Source organism: Pseudarthrobacter sp. 1C304 (assembly GCF_052245515.1).
Classification (GTDB): Bacteria; Actinomycetota; Actinomycetes; order Actinomycetales; family Micrococcaceae; genus Arthrobacter.
This window is the reverse complement of the sequence record NZ_JBQQCH010000002.1, coordinates 341,850-355,303: the sequence shown is the minus strand read 5'-3', so window position 1 is coordinate 355,303 and position 13,454 is coordinate 341,850. Positions and strand designations below refer to the sequence as shown.

15 protein-coding genes are annotated in these 13,454 nt (G+C 65.2%); 3 read left to right on the top strand and 12 right to left on the bottom strand.

All coding sequences use genetic code 11. The features are described 5' to 3' along the window. Nucleotides 1-261: 261 nt before the first annotated feature. From ACTWQD_RS05640 to ACTWQD_RS05600, 9 genes are all read right to left on the bottom strand, one after another. On the bottom strand, nt 262-1,143 hold the full coding sequence (locus ACTWQD_RS05640; RefSeq protein ID WP_443195192.1) for a type II secretion system F family protein: 882 nt from the start codon (nt 1,141-1,143) through the stop codon (nt 262-264). A 9-nt stretch (nt 1,144-1,152) separates the two neighbouring features. Beyond that, the gene (locus ACTWQD_RS05635; RefSeq protein WP_443195191.1) at nt 1,153-2,103 is read right to left on the bottom strand and encodes a type II secretion system F family protein; all 951 of its coding nucleotides are present in this window, start codon (nt 2,101-2,103) and stop codon (nt 1,153-1,155) included. Further along, nucleotides 2,100-3,572, bottom strand: coding sequence for a CpaF family protein (locus ACTWQD_RS05630; RefSeq protein WP_443195190.1), 1,473 nt, complete (start codon nt 3,570-3,572; stop codon nt 2,100-2,102). Before ACTWQD_RS05630 ends, ACTWQD_RS05635 begins: the two co-directional genes overlap by 4 nt. After that, the gene (locus ACTWQD_RS05625) at nt 3,569-4,771 is read right to left on the bottom strand and encodes an AAA family ATPase (protein ID WP_443195189.1); all 1,203 of its coding nucleotides are present in this window, start codon (nt 4,769-4,771) and stop codon (nt 3,569-3,571) included. The genes ACTWQD_RS05630 and ACTWQD_RS05625 overlap by 4 nt, the downstream gene beginning before the upstream one ends. Then, nucleotides 4,768-5,541 carry a Flp pilus assembly protein CpaB gene (gene cpaB / locus ACTWQD_RS05620; protein WP_443195188.1) on the bottom strand — a complete coding sequence of 258 codons (774 nt, stop codon included), beginning with the start codon at nt 5,539-5,541 and terminating at the stop codon, nt 4,768-4,770. Before cpaB ends, ACTWQD_RS05625 begins: the two co-directional genes overlap by 4 nt. Before the next feature lie 31 nt (nt 5,542-5,572). Further along, entirely contained in the window at nt 5,573-6,568 is a 996-nt protein-coding gene (locus tag ACTWQD_RS05615) for a pilus assembly protein TadG-related protein (protein ID WP_443195187.1), read from the bottom strand. Beyond that, nucleotides 6,568-6,951, bottom strand: coding sequence for a TadE/TadG family type IV pilus assembly protein (locus tag ACTWQD_RS05610; RefSeq protein WP_443195186.1), 384 nt, complete (start codon nt 6,949-6,951; stop codon nt 6,568-6,570). The genes ACTWQD_RS05615 and ACTWQD_RS05610 overlap by 1 nt, the downstream gene beginning before the upstream one ends. Nucleotides 6,952-7,055: 104 nt before the next feature. After that, the gene (locus ACTWQD_RS05605; RefSeq protein ID WP_443195185.1) at nt 7,056-7,256 is read right to left on the bottom strand and encodes a Flp family type IVb pilin; all 201 of its coding nucleotides are present in this window, start codon (nt 7,254-7,256) and stop codon (nt 7,056-7,058) included. A gap of 270 nt (nt 7,257-7,526) precedes the next feature. Further along, entirely contained in the window at nt 7,527-8,192 is a 666-nt protein-coding gene (locus ACTWQD_RS05600; protein WP_443195184.1) for a prepilin peptidase, read from the bottom strand. A gap of 294 nt (nt 8,193-8,486) precedes the next feature. Here ACTWQD_RS05600 and rplM point away from each other — a divergent pair, with 294 nt between their 5' ends. From rplM to glmM, 3 genes are all read left to right on the top strand, one after another. Continuing rightward, nucleotides 8,487-8,930 carry a 50S ribosomal protein L13 gene (gene rplM / locus ACTWQD_RS05595; RefSeq protein ID WP_056425332.1) on the top strand — a complete coding sequence of 148 codons (444 nt, stop codon included), beginning with the start codon at nt 8,487-8,489 and terminating at the stop codon, nt 8,928-8,930. A 36-nt stretch (nt 8,931-8,966) separates the two neighbouring features. After that, nucleotides 8,967-9,476 (top strand): 30S ribosomal protein S9, encoded by a 510-nt coding sequence (gene rpsI, locus ACTWQD_RS05590; protein ID WP_056425334.1) that lies wholly within the window; start codon nt 8,967-8,969, stop codon nt 9,474-9,476. A gap of 148 nt (nt 9,477-9,624) precedes the next feature. Continuing rightward, nucleotides 9,625-10,986, top strand: coding sequence for a phosphoglucosamine mutase (gene glmM / locus ACTWQD_RS05585; protein ID WP_443195183.1), 1,362 nt, complete (start codon nt 9,625-9,627; stop codon nt 10,984-10,986). A gap of 78 nt (nt 10,987-11,064) precedes the next feature. Here glmM and mscL read toward each other — a convergent pair whose 3' ends face one another. From mscL to coaA, 3 genes are read right to left on the bottom strand one after another with little or no spacing between them, the layout of a single operon-like run. Beyond that, a complete protein-coding gene (gene mscL, locus ACTWQD_RS05580) occupies nt 11,065-11,472 on the bottom strand; it encodes a large conductance mechanosensitive channel protein MscL (protein ID WP_443195182.1) in 408 nt (135 codons plus the stop codon). A gap of 10 nt (nt 11,473-11,482) precedes the next feature. Then, the gene (locus ACTWQD_RS05575; protein ID WP_443195181.1) at nt 11,483-12,391 is read right to left on the bottom strand and encodes a M15 family metallopeptidase; all 909 of its coding nucleotides are present in this window, start codon (nt 12,389-12,391) and stop codon (nt 11,483-11,485) included. Nucleotides 12,392-12,396: 5 nt separating this feature from the next. Further along, complete coding sequence (coaA, locus tag ACTWQD_RS05570) at nt 12,397-13,362, bottom strand: type I pantothenate kinase (RefSeq protein WP_443195180.1); 966 nt, start codon at nt 13,360-13,362, stop codon at nt 12,397-12,399. Nucleotides 13,363-13,454 lie beyond the last annotated feature (92 nt).

Genomic DNA, 13,454 nt, shown 5'->3' with positions numbered 1-13,454 from the left:
GAAGGGAAGCTGGCCAGATACCAGCTCTGCCAGAAAGTTAGCAACGCGAGCCGCCCGAGGTTACGCTACTTGCCACATCCTGCGTCAACACTGCTCAAGCTGTGCGTTTCCTGAGTATTCCTTGCGCGTAATCTGTACCTGACCTGCGCGGGGACCTCACGGAAGGGCGCATGGAAGGACCCCCTTAGCTCTGGGGTCTAAGGGGGTCCGGTTCAAGGCGGCGGGGCGTGAGCCCGCGCCGGTACGTGCGGCTGCGGTCGCCTACGAGAACGCAGCGATGATGCCCATCACCGCGGGGCCCATGAGGATGATGAAGAGCGTGGGGAAGATGCAGAAAATCAGCGGGAAGAGGATCTTCACCGGAATCTTCATGGCGTGCTCCTCAGCGGCCTGGCGGCGCTTGGTTCGCAGTTCCTGGGCCTGGGCTTTGAGGACTTTGGCGATCGCGATGCCGTAGGTGTCCGCCTGGACCACCGCGCGGATGAAGCTGCGGAGGTCCGGCGAATCCACGCGGCCGGCGAATGCCAGGTAGGCGTCCTTGCGGCTGCGCCCCACCTGCATGTCCTGCAGGGTGCGGGTGAATTCGTAGGCGAGCGGGCCGGTGCCGTTCTGCGCGCTCCGGGCCATGGCCGCTTCAAAGCCGAGCCCCGCCTGGACGGAAATCAGCATCTGGTCCAGGGCGTTCGGCAGCTCGAGGCGGATCGCTTCGCGCCGCTTCTCCGCCTTGGTCCGGATCAAGAGGTCGGGGACGAAGTAGAGGAACACCACGAAGCCCAGGCCGATCAGGATCCGCTGCGGAGAAGGATCAATCAGGAAACCGGCCGTGCCCAGCCCTACGCCGCCCAGTGCCAGCAGCGGCTTGATCATGAGGACCCGCCCCAGAGGCCAGTCCGTGGGCCGCCCCGCTCCGGCCAGCTGCTTGTCCAGCCACGCCACATAGCCCACCGGGGCCATCTTCTTGCTGAGCGCAGCCAGCTGCTCGCCGGTCAGGGAACGCCCGACGGCGGCGCTCCCCGCAGCTTTGCTACCGAGGTTGGTGCGGATGTTCCGCAGCCCGGCACGGTCTCCGGTGAAAGCCAGCCAGACCATGCCGGAGAGAGGTGCAATGATGGCCAACACCGCGGCCATGGCGATGGGTTGCATGGTTCCTCCTTAGAACTTCGGCTTGATGAGTCGGCTGAGCCAGAACGACCCCAGGGCCAACATGACGGCGGCGACGGCAATCATGATGTAGCCGGGAACCGTCGACGAGAAGGTCTTGGCATAGATGGGATTGACGAACTGCAAAGCGATGAATAACAGGATGGGCAGGGCCACCAGAACCATGGCCGACACCCGTCCTTCGGCGCTGAGGGCCTTCACCTGACGCCGGACCTGGTTGCGGTCCCGGATGGTTTCACCCACATGGTCAAGAACCTCCGCCAGGTCACCACCCACTTCCCGGTGGATTTCGATGGCCTGGGCGATCCAGGCGAAGTCCTCGTTCTTGGTTCGGTCCGCGACATCGAGGAGGGATTCGCCTAGGTCGCGGCCGATGCGGGTCTCGTTGACGATGCGGCTCAGCTCGTCCGCCATGGGGGCTTCGCTTTCCTGGCCAGCGGCGTCCAGCGACCGCAGCAGGCTGTGCCCGGCCCGCATGCCGCCGGAGAGCATCCGCAGCGTGTCCGGGACCTGATCGTCAAACTTCGACTGCCGGCGGGAGATAAGCAGGTTCAAGCCCAGTGCCAGCCCCACCGGCGCGGCCAGGGTCAGCAGAACCGCGGCAAACAGACCGCCCAGGAGAAATCCGGAGGCTCCGGCCAGCACGGTGATGATGCCCGCCAGCAGCAGGTAGTCCGCCGGCTGCTTCTTGAGCCCGGCGCTGTCCAGCCGGCGCCGGGACAGAATTCCCGATGACTGTGGTTTGAACCGGGCATCGATCACACCCAGCGTGGCGTCCGTCATCTTCGTCAGGGCGGAAGCGCTTGCGGCGCCGCCCGGCCGGCGCCGGTCAGCCGAGATGACGCTGCCCTGCCTCCAGACCCAGAACACGATGATGAGCGCCAGGTAGACCAAGGCCAGGCCCAGCACCATGACCATGGGGGAGGCGTCGTCGGGAATCACCGCACACCGCCCAGATGCGCACCGAAGACGGCGGGGGAGATGGAAATACCCAACTCCGCGAACCTGTCGGTGAACCGCGGGCGGACGCCGGTGGGCACCGGCTTGCCCAGGAACCTGCCGTTGGCGTCCACACCGGCTGCGTAGTCGAAGACGAAGGCGTCCTGGAGGGTGACGATGTCCCCTTCCATGCCTTGTACCTCGGTGATGTGCGTGACCCGGCGGCTGCCGTCACGGAGCCTGGTGATGTGGACGATGAGGTTGACGGCGGAGGCCACTTGTTCGCGGATAGCCCGCAGGGGCAGGTCCATGCCGGCCATCAGCACCAGCGTCTCCAGCCGGGCCACCGCATCCCGGGGGGAGTTGGCGTGCACGGTGGAGATGGAACCGTCGTGGCCGGTGTTCATGGCCTGGAGCATGTCAAGGGACTCGCCGCCGCGGACCTCGCCCACCACGATCCGGTCCGGCCGCATGCGCAAGGAGTTGCGGACAAGGTCGCGAATGGAGACCTCGCCGCGGCCCTCGATGTTGGCCGGCCGGCTCTCCAGCCGGACCACATGCTCCTGTTGCAGTTGAAGCTCCACCGCATCCTCGATGGTCACAATGCGGTCTGTCTCCGGGATGAAGGAGGACAGCACGTTGAGAAGGGTGGTTTTGCCGGTGCCCGTTCCGCCCGAGACGATGATGTTCATGCGTGCCAGGACGCAGGCCTGCAGGAGTTCGGCCATCTCCGGGGAGAGGCTGCCGAACTCGATGAGCTTGTTCACGGTGAGTGCTTCGCGGGCGAACTTTCGGATGGTCAGCGACGGGCCGTTGACGGCCAGGGGCGGGATGATGGCGTTGACACGCGACCCGTCAGCAAGCCGCGCATCCACCAACGGCGACGATTCGTCGATCCGCCGGCCCACCCTGGAGACGATCCGCTCGATGACCCGGCGCAGCGCGTCGTCGGAACTGAACTTTGCATCCGTCTTCTGCAGGTGCCCGTACTTTTCCACGTAGATGCTGTCATAGCGGTTGACCATGACTTCCGTGATCTCCGGATCATCGAGGAACCGCTGGATGGGGCCGTGGCCCAGGACGTCGTCGATGATTTCGCGGGTGAGGCGCAGCCGTTCGGCGGACGTCAGCGGAACCTGTTCCGCGTCCACCACCTCCCTGAGTTCATCCTTGACGTGCTGGTGCAGCTCGGCTTCATCCATCGACGTGTCCGAGATCTTGGACCCGAGGCGCTCGTAGAGTGCCTGGCTGGCCCGTTCCTTGAGGCCGCGGAGGGCCTCGCTGGCCATGCCGGCGTTGGGGCCGACTTCCTCCACCACGAGGGCCGCGCTGGCCGCATCGGCGGCTTTGGCTTCTTGGATGCGGCCAAGGGTGGATGGAGCGCTCGGCGGGGCCTGGGGTGCCGGTGGCAGCGCCGTTTCGCCCGGCTGGCCGCCGTTCCTCAGCTGCTCAAATCTTTTGGTGAGACTCACTGGACTACCGCCCTTCGGTGAAGCTTGCGATGCGTTCGTTCCTGCCAGTTGGGCTGGAAACGTTCCACGAGTTGACGAAGGCCCTTGGCTGCCACGTCCCGGCGCCCGTCCTGGAGGAGCGGAACGCCCTTGTTGGTCGAGAACGGCAGCGTGCGGGAACGGGGAATGGCAACGTCAACCGGCACGCCGATGGTTGCCTCCACATCGGGGACTGACAGGCCGCTTCTGCCGTCTGCCATGTTCAACACCACATGCCGGCTCTCCGGCATCAGGCCCAGCTCGTTGAGGATGTGGAATCCGGTGCGGAGCCCCCGGATACTCGGCACGTCCATGCCGCACACCCACACGGCATCCGTCGCCTGTTCCAGCGCGGCCAGCACGTGCTCGCCGAGACCCGGCGCGGTGTCGATCACCACGTACTGGAACTCGTGCCGCAGCTGCTTGAGCAGGTTGGTGACGTGAGCGGACGTAATGCTCTCACTGTCCACGGGGTTCTTCGGCCCGCAGAGCGCGTACACACCGGCCGAGTGCAGCGTCAGGTACGTCTTGAGCACCATGGAGTCCTGGCTGGCCGCACCAGTCACAGCCTCCGTGATGGTGTGTTCCGGGTCCAGCAGCAGGCCGCTTGCGACGTCCCCGAACTGCAGGTCCAGGTCCACGATGACAACGCCCATCGGAGCCACCTTGCCCAGCCCGACGGCGATGTTCGTCGCGATGGTGGTCTTCCCGACGCCGCCCTTCGGCGACATCACGGCGATGACCCTGCCGCCGGCGCCGCCAACCGGGGACTCGGCAGCCGGGTTCAGACCCCGACGGCGGCCGGCCGCGGCCAGGGCCGAACGTTCCACCATGGCCCGGATGCCGTTGGTGTCCGCCGCGGGGGAGAGGATGTCCCGCACCCCCGAGCGCATGGCGGCGAGCACCAGTTCCGGCGTCTGCTCGGCAGCGAGCAGGACGCTGATCTCCGGGTACTGCAGGTCCAGGACGGCGGCGTGCTTCAGCGTCTCGTCCAGATCCAGGCCGGGGCCCAGGATGAGGACTTCCGGCGGCTCTCCCAGCAGCTTGCTGAGGAATTCGTCGGGGCCGTCCGGGAGGTGGTCTGCCTGGAACCATTGCAGGCTGCCGCTCATGCCGGCCGTGGCGGAGCGGACGCGTCGTTCGAACTCGACGTTCGGCGTGATCAGTACGAAGCGGCTCATTGGAAGACCCTGACGCGTTCCATGACGCCGTTGTTGTCCGCCGGCGAACTTTCCGTTTCCTTGCTCAGGTACACCTTGCCGAACTCGATCGCGTGGACGATTTTCTCCACATCTATCGCGGGCCGGGCCAGGGTGACCAGGTAGCCGCCAGTCGCCTCCGCGGCGCTGGATTTGGAGCCGAGGCTGCCGTCGGCCGTTTCAGTCGTGGTCGCCGCCGGTTCCTTGGCCACGGCGCCCGTGGAGTTCTGGACCGCCGTCACCAGCACCTTGTGAAGCAGGAGCTGGGTCTGGTCGGGAACATTCAGCTTCTCGTTCTCCGCGTAGGACAAAACCACTCCGACGGTATCGCCGGCTTTCAGGCTGCCGCCGACGATCCGGTCGATGCTGAGCTTGACGGTGACTTCCTGCAGTCCGCTGGGGACCGGCGCCCGGCCCGGGCCAAGCAACTGCGCCGGTTCCACCATCCGGGTGGCCAGGAGCTGTTCGCCGGGAACCAGCCCGACGGCGGAGACCTTCTGCCCAAGCTCAGCCAGCGTGGTGACGCTGCCGCTGGCCACGGTTGACTTTGGCACCGTTTTCTTGACTACCGCATCGCCGAAGTTGGCGGCTGAGGTTCCGGCTGCGATCTCCTTTTGGACCACGTAGACCTCAGCGGTCTCAGTGTTTGCCAGGGCGCGCCTGTCGGCGCCCTGGACGTAGGACACGAGTAGAACTGTCCCGATAATGGCCACAACGAGTGCGGCGATGCCCCCCAGTAGGCGTGCTTTCACTTTTGTCCACCCCTTTAGAAATGAATCAGTATTATTTGATGAGACCGAGAATCTTGACGTTTCCGGTAGGGGTGGGAGATCCACCCGTGAATACGCCGGGATCGGCGAAATAGCCGACAAAGGTTCCGTAGAGCCCTTTTTCGCTGGTGGTAAAAACATTGGTTGGATCGTAGGAATTGCCCGGGAAACTCCAGCCCTGGACTTCGAATCCGGCCCACTTTTCGATCATGTACTTCACGTTGCTGCCGGTGCACGGCGAGAACATGTCCTTGCAGGTGTACTTGTAGACCGGAATGGCGACGGTCTGCCCAACGAGGGAAGTGTTGAAGATGGCGTCGCAGCCGGCAGGCATGGATGCGCCCGCGCTGGTGATGCTCCACTGGCCAATTTCCGCGGTCACCTGGCAGCCTGTCCCTGCATCCGGCTTCAGCCAGGCGAAGCCGCCCGGGATGATTTGGTTGGACGGGTTCAAGCCGGTGCAGTCCACGGCTCCCGCTCCGCCGCCCTGAGTCAGGATCTTGTGCGGGAGTCCGTCGTCGATGAACTCGCACGGCGCAAAGGTCAGCGGAAGGATGCTGCGGCCCCGGGTGGGGTATTCCCACTTGGCGGTGGCAGTGGCGCCGACGCCGACGTCAGTGGTGTTGAGGGCGTTGGCAAACAGTTTGCTCAGGAAGCCCGATCCATTGGCGGCATTCACGGTGGCCGTACTTACTGTCACCTGGGAGGGAACGCTGAGGTCAACGAACCGGACCCGGGAGACGCCGTCCTTGGAGTTCTGGTTGGTCAGGACTCCGGCGAGGGCTTCGGCATCGGCTTGAGTGCAGGGCACGGTTTCAGAGCAGATCTGCGCGCCGGCCAGGGCCGCGGAGTCGGCGGCGTTCTGCAGTTCACCGCGCTCCGCGTACATCTGGCCGACGTCAACGGCAATAGCACCGGCACCGATGAGGACGAGCATCATCACGGCCACCAGCACCCCGGCGGCGCCACGTTCCGTGTCAGGGGCCTGACCGGTTCTGCGGGATCTCATCAGCGTTCGCATCGCATGGCCCCCTGTCCGGTGACGGTGACCGTTGGACCGAAGAAGCCAGTGAGGGCCGGACGGCTGAAATTTACCGTCGCTGTAACGGTGGCACCGGGACTGCAGGCGCCCGAGAAGGCGAAGTTGCCAGGTGCAAGGGCAACGCCTGGAGCGCCTGCTACGCCCTTGGCTGCAGCCAGGCCGGCGTCGTCGGTGACTGCCATCTCGCGGGCGGCTTCACGCGCTGCCTGAGTGACTGAGATCTGGAGATTGTAGAAGCTTGAAAACTCCACAATCGATACGACGAGGCCCATGAGGATGGGTGCCACGAGTGCGAACTCGACGGCTACGGCGCCCCGCTCCCGCCGTGCCCTGACTTTGTTGCGTTTCACAGGTTCCCCCCGAGGAATGTGACGCTGTTTTTAATGGAAAGTGCCGCGTCCGCGCTTCGCGGACGCGGCACTTCGTGATGTGGAGACCTGGTTCAACGAGCGGACTACCAGCCGTTGACGGTGGTACCGAGATCGTTGAAGAAGTTGTTCAGGGATCGGCCGAAGAAGCCGACGCCGACCACGATGATGAGGGCGATAAGGCCAACGAGCAGACCATATTCGGTGGCGGTGGCGCCCTTTTCCGATTCCAGCTTGTCCTTGACGCCGGCTACAAAAGCGAGCATTGAGACCATGAGACCAGTCATTGTGAATTCCTTTTCCAGAGTGGCGAATATGTAACGAAATTCCGGCAAATCCCCTTTTGCTTATTTGCGGGAACTTCGTTGGCTCAACATTTGCACGGCGCTTCGAGGCGCGGCAATGCATCGGGATACTCGACTTTTTGGAAGGAAAATCAGGCCATCACCTAGGCCCATTTGCGGGTGTACTCAGTTTGGCTGGGACGCGTGGGGCCAATTACTTGTTTTGATACGCAGGCTTACTAGTGATCACAGAAGTTGCGGCTGTGACAGGTGTTATGGGAAGAGCAGGATGACGGCCAGACCGGCGGCCAGCATGGAGGGGCCATAGGCCACTTCCCGCGGCTTGTTTCCGCGGCTTTTCAGCACCAGAACAACGGACGCGAGGCCGCCCGCGACGAAGGCAAGTGCCCCGCCGTAGAACAGCTGCTGCCAGCCTAGGTAGCCTAAGTACAGTCCCACTGGCGCTGCCAGCTTCACATCGCCCATTCCGAGCCCGTTTCCGCTGGTCAAGGCCAAGATTAAGTAGAAAACGAACAAGATGACGGATCCCACGGCTCCGCGAAGCAGGCTGCCGGCGGCTTCCTGGGCCACGGCCGCGACGGCCAGGAGGGCCAGTCCGGCCACCAACAGGGGCCCCACCAGCCGGTTAGGCAGCAAATGGTGCTCAATATCGATCCGGGCCAGCGGTATAGCGAATATGCCGAGCAATAGGTAGGCGGGAAGTTCGGCCGTGGCGCCGAAGCGCCACGCGAGCAGGGCGGAGAGCGCAAAGCCAGCTGCCGCCGTCGTCATCCACTGGCGCCGGGAAGTGTCTCCAGCGAGCTGGGGGAGTGCCCGTCGGACAAGGATGTCCGCCAGCAGCCCCAGGCACATGCCAACCAGCCCCATCCCGGCGATAAACAGCGGCGTTGCGGAGCCAGCGGCGGCGGTGTCGAGCACGGTTCCTCCAGGGATGCGGCGGGCCGGGGGCGGGCAGGATGCATCCGGACACCCCATTTTGACCCAGTGATGCGTCTTCCGCTATTCTTGGTAGTCGTTGTGCGTGTCCTTCTCGATGGTGCGTGCCCGCTTGGGAATCCGGTTGCAGGATGACTACCCAGCGTGCACATTCGAGACCTCAGGACAACTGGTTACATAGAGCCCTCACCTCTGTTCCGGTAGCGCATAGATAGTAGGTGCACCTTCGTGTGACGCCTAAAACAAGAACGCCAGAACAAGAACGAGGCAAACACCGTGCGTACGTACACCCCGAAGCCCGGCGATATCAACCGCCAGTGGCACGTCATTGACGCCACCGACGTTGTCCTTGGTCGTCTTGCCAGCCAGACCGCAATCCTGCTGCGCGGCAAGCACAAGGCCACCTTTGCGTCCCACATGGACATGGGCGACTTCGTCATCATCATCAACGCTGAAAAGGTTGCCCTCACCGGCGCCAAGCTGGAGCAGAAGCGCGCATACCGCCACTCCGGCTACCCGGGCGGCCTGACCTCCGTCAACTACGCGGAGCTGCTGGAATCCAACCCGGTCCGCGCCGTGGAGAAGGCCATCAAGGGCATGCTCCCGAAGAACTCCCTCGCTGCACAGCAGCTGGGCAAGCTGAAGGTTTACAAGGGTGCCGAGCACCCCCACGCAGCCCAGCAGCCCAAGACTTTCGAAATCACCCAGGTCGCCCAGTAGTCCTGGCCACCAACCAACTTTTTATCAAGGAGAATCGTGGCTCAGAACGAAGAACTGACCACCGAAGCCGTTGAGGCTGAGGAAAACCTGACCAGCTACACCTCGGAAAGCGGTGCTGCAGAAGCAGCTGCGCCGAAGAAGGAACGCCCGGCCCTGACCGTCGCCGGCGCCGCAGTTGGCCGTCGCAAGGAAGCTGTTGCACGCGTCCGCGTTGTACCGGGCTCCGGCAAGTGGACCATCAACGGCCGCGAACTGGCCAACTACTTCCCGAACAAGCTGCACCAGCAGGACGTCAACGAGCCCTTCAAGATCCTCGATCTCGAAGGCGCCTACGACGTTATCGCCCGCATCCACGGTGGTGGCATCTCCGGCCAGGCCGGTGCCCTGCGCCTCGGCATCGCCCGTTCGCTGAACGAGATCGACGTCGACAACAACCGCGCCACCCTGAAGAAGGCCGGTTACCTGCGTCGTGACGCCCGCGTCATCGAGCGCAAGAAGGCCGGTCTCAAGAAGGCCCGCAAGGCCCAGCAGTACTCCAAGCGCTAAAAAGCGCCTACAAGCAGAAACTTTGCTTGCACGAAAGCCCGTTCCGCCCTTTGTGGCGGGACGGGCTTTCGCCGTTTAACCCTGTTGCCGGGCCCGCCCTCGGACCCCAAGAGCGGAAGCATCCGCCTCATCGTCTAAACTTGACCCGATGTCTAGATTATTTGGAACAGATGGTGTCCGGGGTTTGGCGAACGGCCTGCTGACGGCCGAGCTGGCGTTGCAGCTGGCCCAGGCCGCCGCCGTCGTACTTGGCCATGACCGCAATACCAACGGGACGCGGCCGCGCGCCGTCGTTGCCCGGGACCCCCGCGCCAGCGGCGAGTTCCTCGCGGCCGCGGTGGAGGCCGGGCTCTCCAGCTCCGGGATCGACGTCTACGACGCCGGTGTGCTCCCGACGCCGGCCGCCGCCTATCTGGTGGCCGACCTGGACGCGGACTTCGGCGTGATGATCTCCGCCTCCCACAACCCCGCGCCGGACAACGGCATCAAGTTCTTTGCCCGCGGCGGCCAGAAGCTGCCGGACGACGTCGAGGATGCCATCGAGGCGCAGCTGGGCCAGGAGCCCGTCCGCCCGGTGGGGGGCGAGGTGGGCCGGATCCAGCGCTTCTCCGACGCCGAGGACCGCTACATCGTGCACCTGCTGGGCACCCTCCCGCACCGCCTGGACGGACTCAAGGTGGTCCTGGACTGCGCCCACGGCGCAGCGAGCGGCTGTTCCCCGCAGGTCTTCAAGGACGCCGGCGCCGACGTGATTGTCATCGGGGCCGAGCCGGACGGGCTTAACATCAACGACGGCGTGGGGTCCACCCACCTGGGTCCGCTGCAGCAGGCCGTCCTGGCCTACGGCGCGGACCTTGGCATTGCGCACGACGGCGACGCGGACCGCTGCCTCGCAGTGGACCACGAAGGCACCGAAGTGGACGGCGACGAGATCATGGCCATCCTCGCCGTGGCGCTGAAAGCCTCCGGCAAGCTCAAGGACGACGTCCTGGTCGCCACGGTGATGAGCAACCTCGGACTCAAGATCGCACTGCGCCAGGCCGGCATCAGCCTGCGCGAGACCGGCGTCGGTGACCGCTACGTCCTGGAAGGCATGCGCGAAGGCGGCTACAACCTCGGCGGCGAGCAGTCCGGCCACGTCATTTTCGCCGACCACGCCACCACCGGCGACGGCGTCCTCACCGGCCTGCAGATCGCCGCGCAGGTGGCCCTCACCGGCCGCCCGCTGAAGGACCTGGCCGCGGTGATGACCAAACTTCCGCAGGTCCTGATCAACGTCAAGGGTGTGGACCGCACCCGGGTCAAGGGCGATGCGGCCGTGGCGGAAGCCGTGGCCCGCGCCGAGGCCGAACTCGGCGACACAGGCCGTGTGCTCCTGCGCCCCTCCGGCACCGAGCCCGTGGTGCGCGTCATGGTGGAGGCCGCGTCCCAGGAAACCGCCCAGACCGTCGCGGAACGCCTGGCGCAGGTGGTCCGGACCGAACTGGCGCTGGAACTCGTGGCCGACTGAGCGGTCCCCGGCAGTTGGCACAGCTGCAGCTTTCCAGCAATGGCGCGTCCCGCGGGACGCGCCATTGTTGTTTTCGTTCTAGAGCGTCCGGTCCGTGCGCAGGGCGTCGCGGATTTCGGTCAGCAGGGCGATCTGGGGATCCTCGGCCGCCTCGTCCTTGACGTCCGGGGTGATGCCCAGGCGGCGGTTGCGGCGCTCGATCATGTGGTTCATGGGTGCCACCACCACGAAGTAAATCGCGGCCGCGATCAGGAGGAAATTCACGATCGCGGTCAGCAGCACCCCAAACTTGATGTCATTGCCGTTGAACGTCACCACGGCAAAGCTGTCGAAGTTGGGCGCACCCACCAGGCCCGCAATGAAGGGCATCAGGACGCTCTGGACAAGTGCCGTGACCACGGCGCCAAAAGCGGCGCCGATGACGACTGCGACGGCAAGGTCCACGACGTTGCCTTTGAGAATGAAGTTCTTGAATCCGGTCAGCATGGACCCCAAGCTACCGGTAGCCCGGTGCCGCTTCCAGCCCGAAGTATTCCTCGAGGGTCGCGATGCCTTTTGTCTTCATCTCGCCCGCCCCTTCGACGCCCACGTAGCGCAGGTGCCAGGGCTCGTAGTAGTAGCCGGTGATGTCATGGAGCATCCACGGGTACCGCACCACAAAACCGAACTGATGGGCGTTCGCCTTGACCCAGATGGCCGCCGGCTGGTTCGCGAAGGCCGGGGTAAAGCTGTCCCTGCCGCTGCCGTCACCGATGTCGAAGGACCAGCCGGTCTGGTGTTCCGAGTAGCCGGGCCGCGCCGAGGCAGTGTCCGCCGCCGCCTGCCCCTCGGCGCTGACCCACCTGTTGTAGGTGGTGATCTGGGTGTTGAACGAGCGGTATCCGCTGGCGAGGGTGATGACGACGCCGGCTGCCGCGGCTGCTGCGAACATCTTCTCCGCGGCAGCCGCCGTGGTGCTGTTCAGGAGCGCCGCCTCACCGGAGGTGGCCAGGCGCACGCGGGGCGCGACCAGATCCGCCGGCACATAGCCTGCGGGCGTGAGCGGGCGGTGTTTGTTCACCACCACCCACGGGCTGGCAGGGTCCGTGAGCGAGTGCCGTGGCGGGGCCGCGGCGGGTGCCGGGGGAGCGGTGGTGGCGGTCTCGGTCGCGGTTGGGCTTCCCGGCACGGGCTCAGCAGACGGCGTGGCCGGAGAAGCGGGGGACGGATCCGCGGTGACAGGCGCCGTCGCGGACGGCATCGCCGCAGCCGCTGACGGCGTGGGCCGGGCACCTCCGGGGGCGCAGGCGCTCAGGGCGGCAAGGCCGGAGCCTGCGAGCAGCAGGCGGCTGAAGGCCCGCCGGCCGGGCATGTGTCCGGCAGGTTCCGGCGCTTCCGGACGCTCCGCGGAGCCTTCGTGGCACACCTGTGCTAGACCTTGCGCAGCAGCATGCGGCGGATGGAATGGTCGGCGTCCTTGGTGAGGACCAGCTGCGCACGGCCGCGGGTGGGCAGCACGTTTTCCACCAGGTTGGGCTCGTTGATGCGCTTCCAGATTTCCCGGGCGGTCTCCTCCGCCTCGGCATCCGAGAGCGTGGCGTAGCGGTGGAAGTAGGACTCCGGCTGGGCGAATGCGGTGGTCCGCAGTTTGCGGAATCGGTCCACGTACCACTCCTCAATGTAGGAGGTTTTGGCATCAACATAGATCGAAAAATCGAAGAAGTCACTCAGCGCCAGGCCCTGCCGGCCGTCATGCCGCGGCCGGGCCGGCGCCAGGACGTTCAGCCCCTCGACGATCAGGACGTCGGGCCGGCGCACCACCACTTCCTTGCCCGGGACGATGTCGTAGGTCACGTGTGAGTACCAGGGCGCCCGGACTTCCTCGGCGCCGCCTTTGATTTCGCTCACAAAGCGCAGGAGCGCGCGGCGGTCGTAGGACTCGGGGAAACCCTTGCGTTCCAGCAGCTGGCGGCGCTTGAGTTCGGCCAGCGGGTACAGGAAGCCGTCGGTGGTGATGAGCTCAACATTCGGGGTGCCCGGCCAGCGGCGGAGCATCTCGCGGAGCACGCGGGCGATGGTGGACTTGCCCACCGCCACCGAGCCTGCGACGCCGATGACGAAAGGGGTGCGCTGGGTCTGTTCGCCCAGGAAGGTGGTGGTGGCCGAATGGAGCTGGCCTGCGGCTTCGACGTATAAATGGAGCAGGCGGGACAGTGGAAGGTAGACCTCGCGGACCTCCTTCATGTCGAGGGGGTCGCCCAGGCCGCGGAGACGGAGTACGTCCTCCTCGTTGAGGGGCTGCTCCATCTGGGCAGCGAGCCGGGACCAGGTCTGCCGGTCCAGCTCCACGAACGGGGAGCCGCCGTCGCCGTTCGCTTCATTGCGTTGCAAAGTCACCCTAGAGATTCTGCCCTCCGCCGGGCCGAGAGCGAAATGGACGGCGCTGTCCCCGCGACAGGAACAGCGACAGGAACACTTTTCCGGACCCC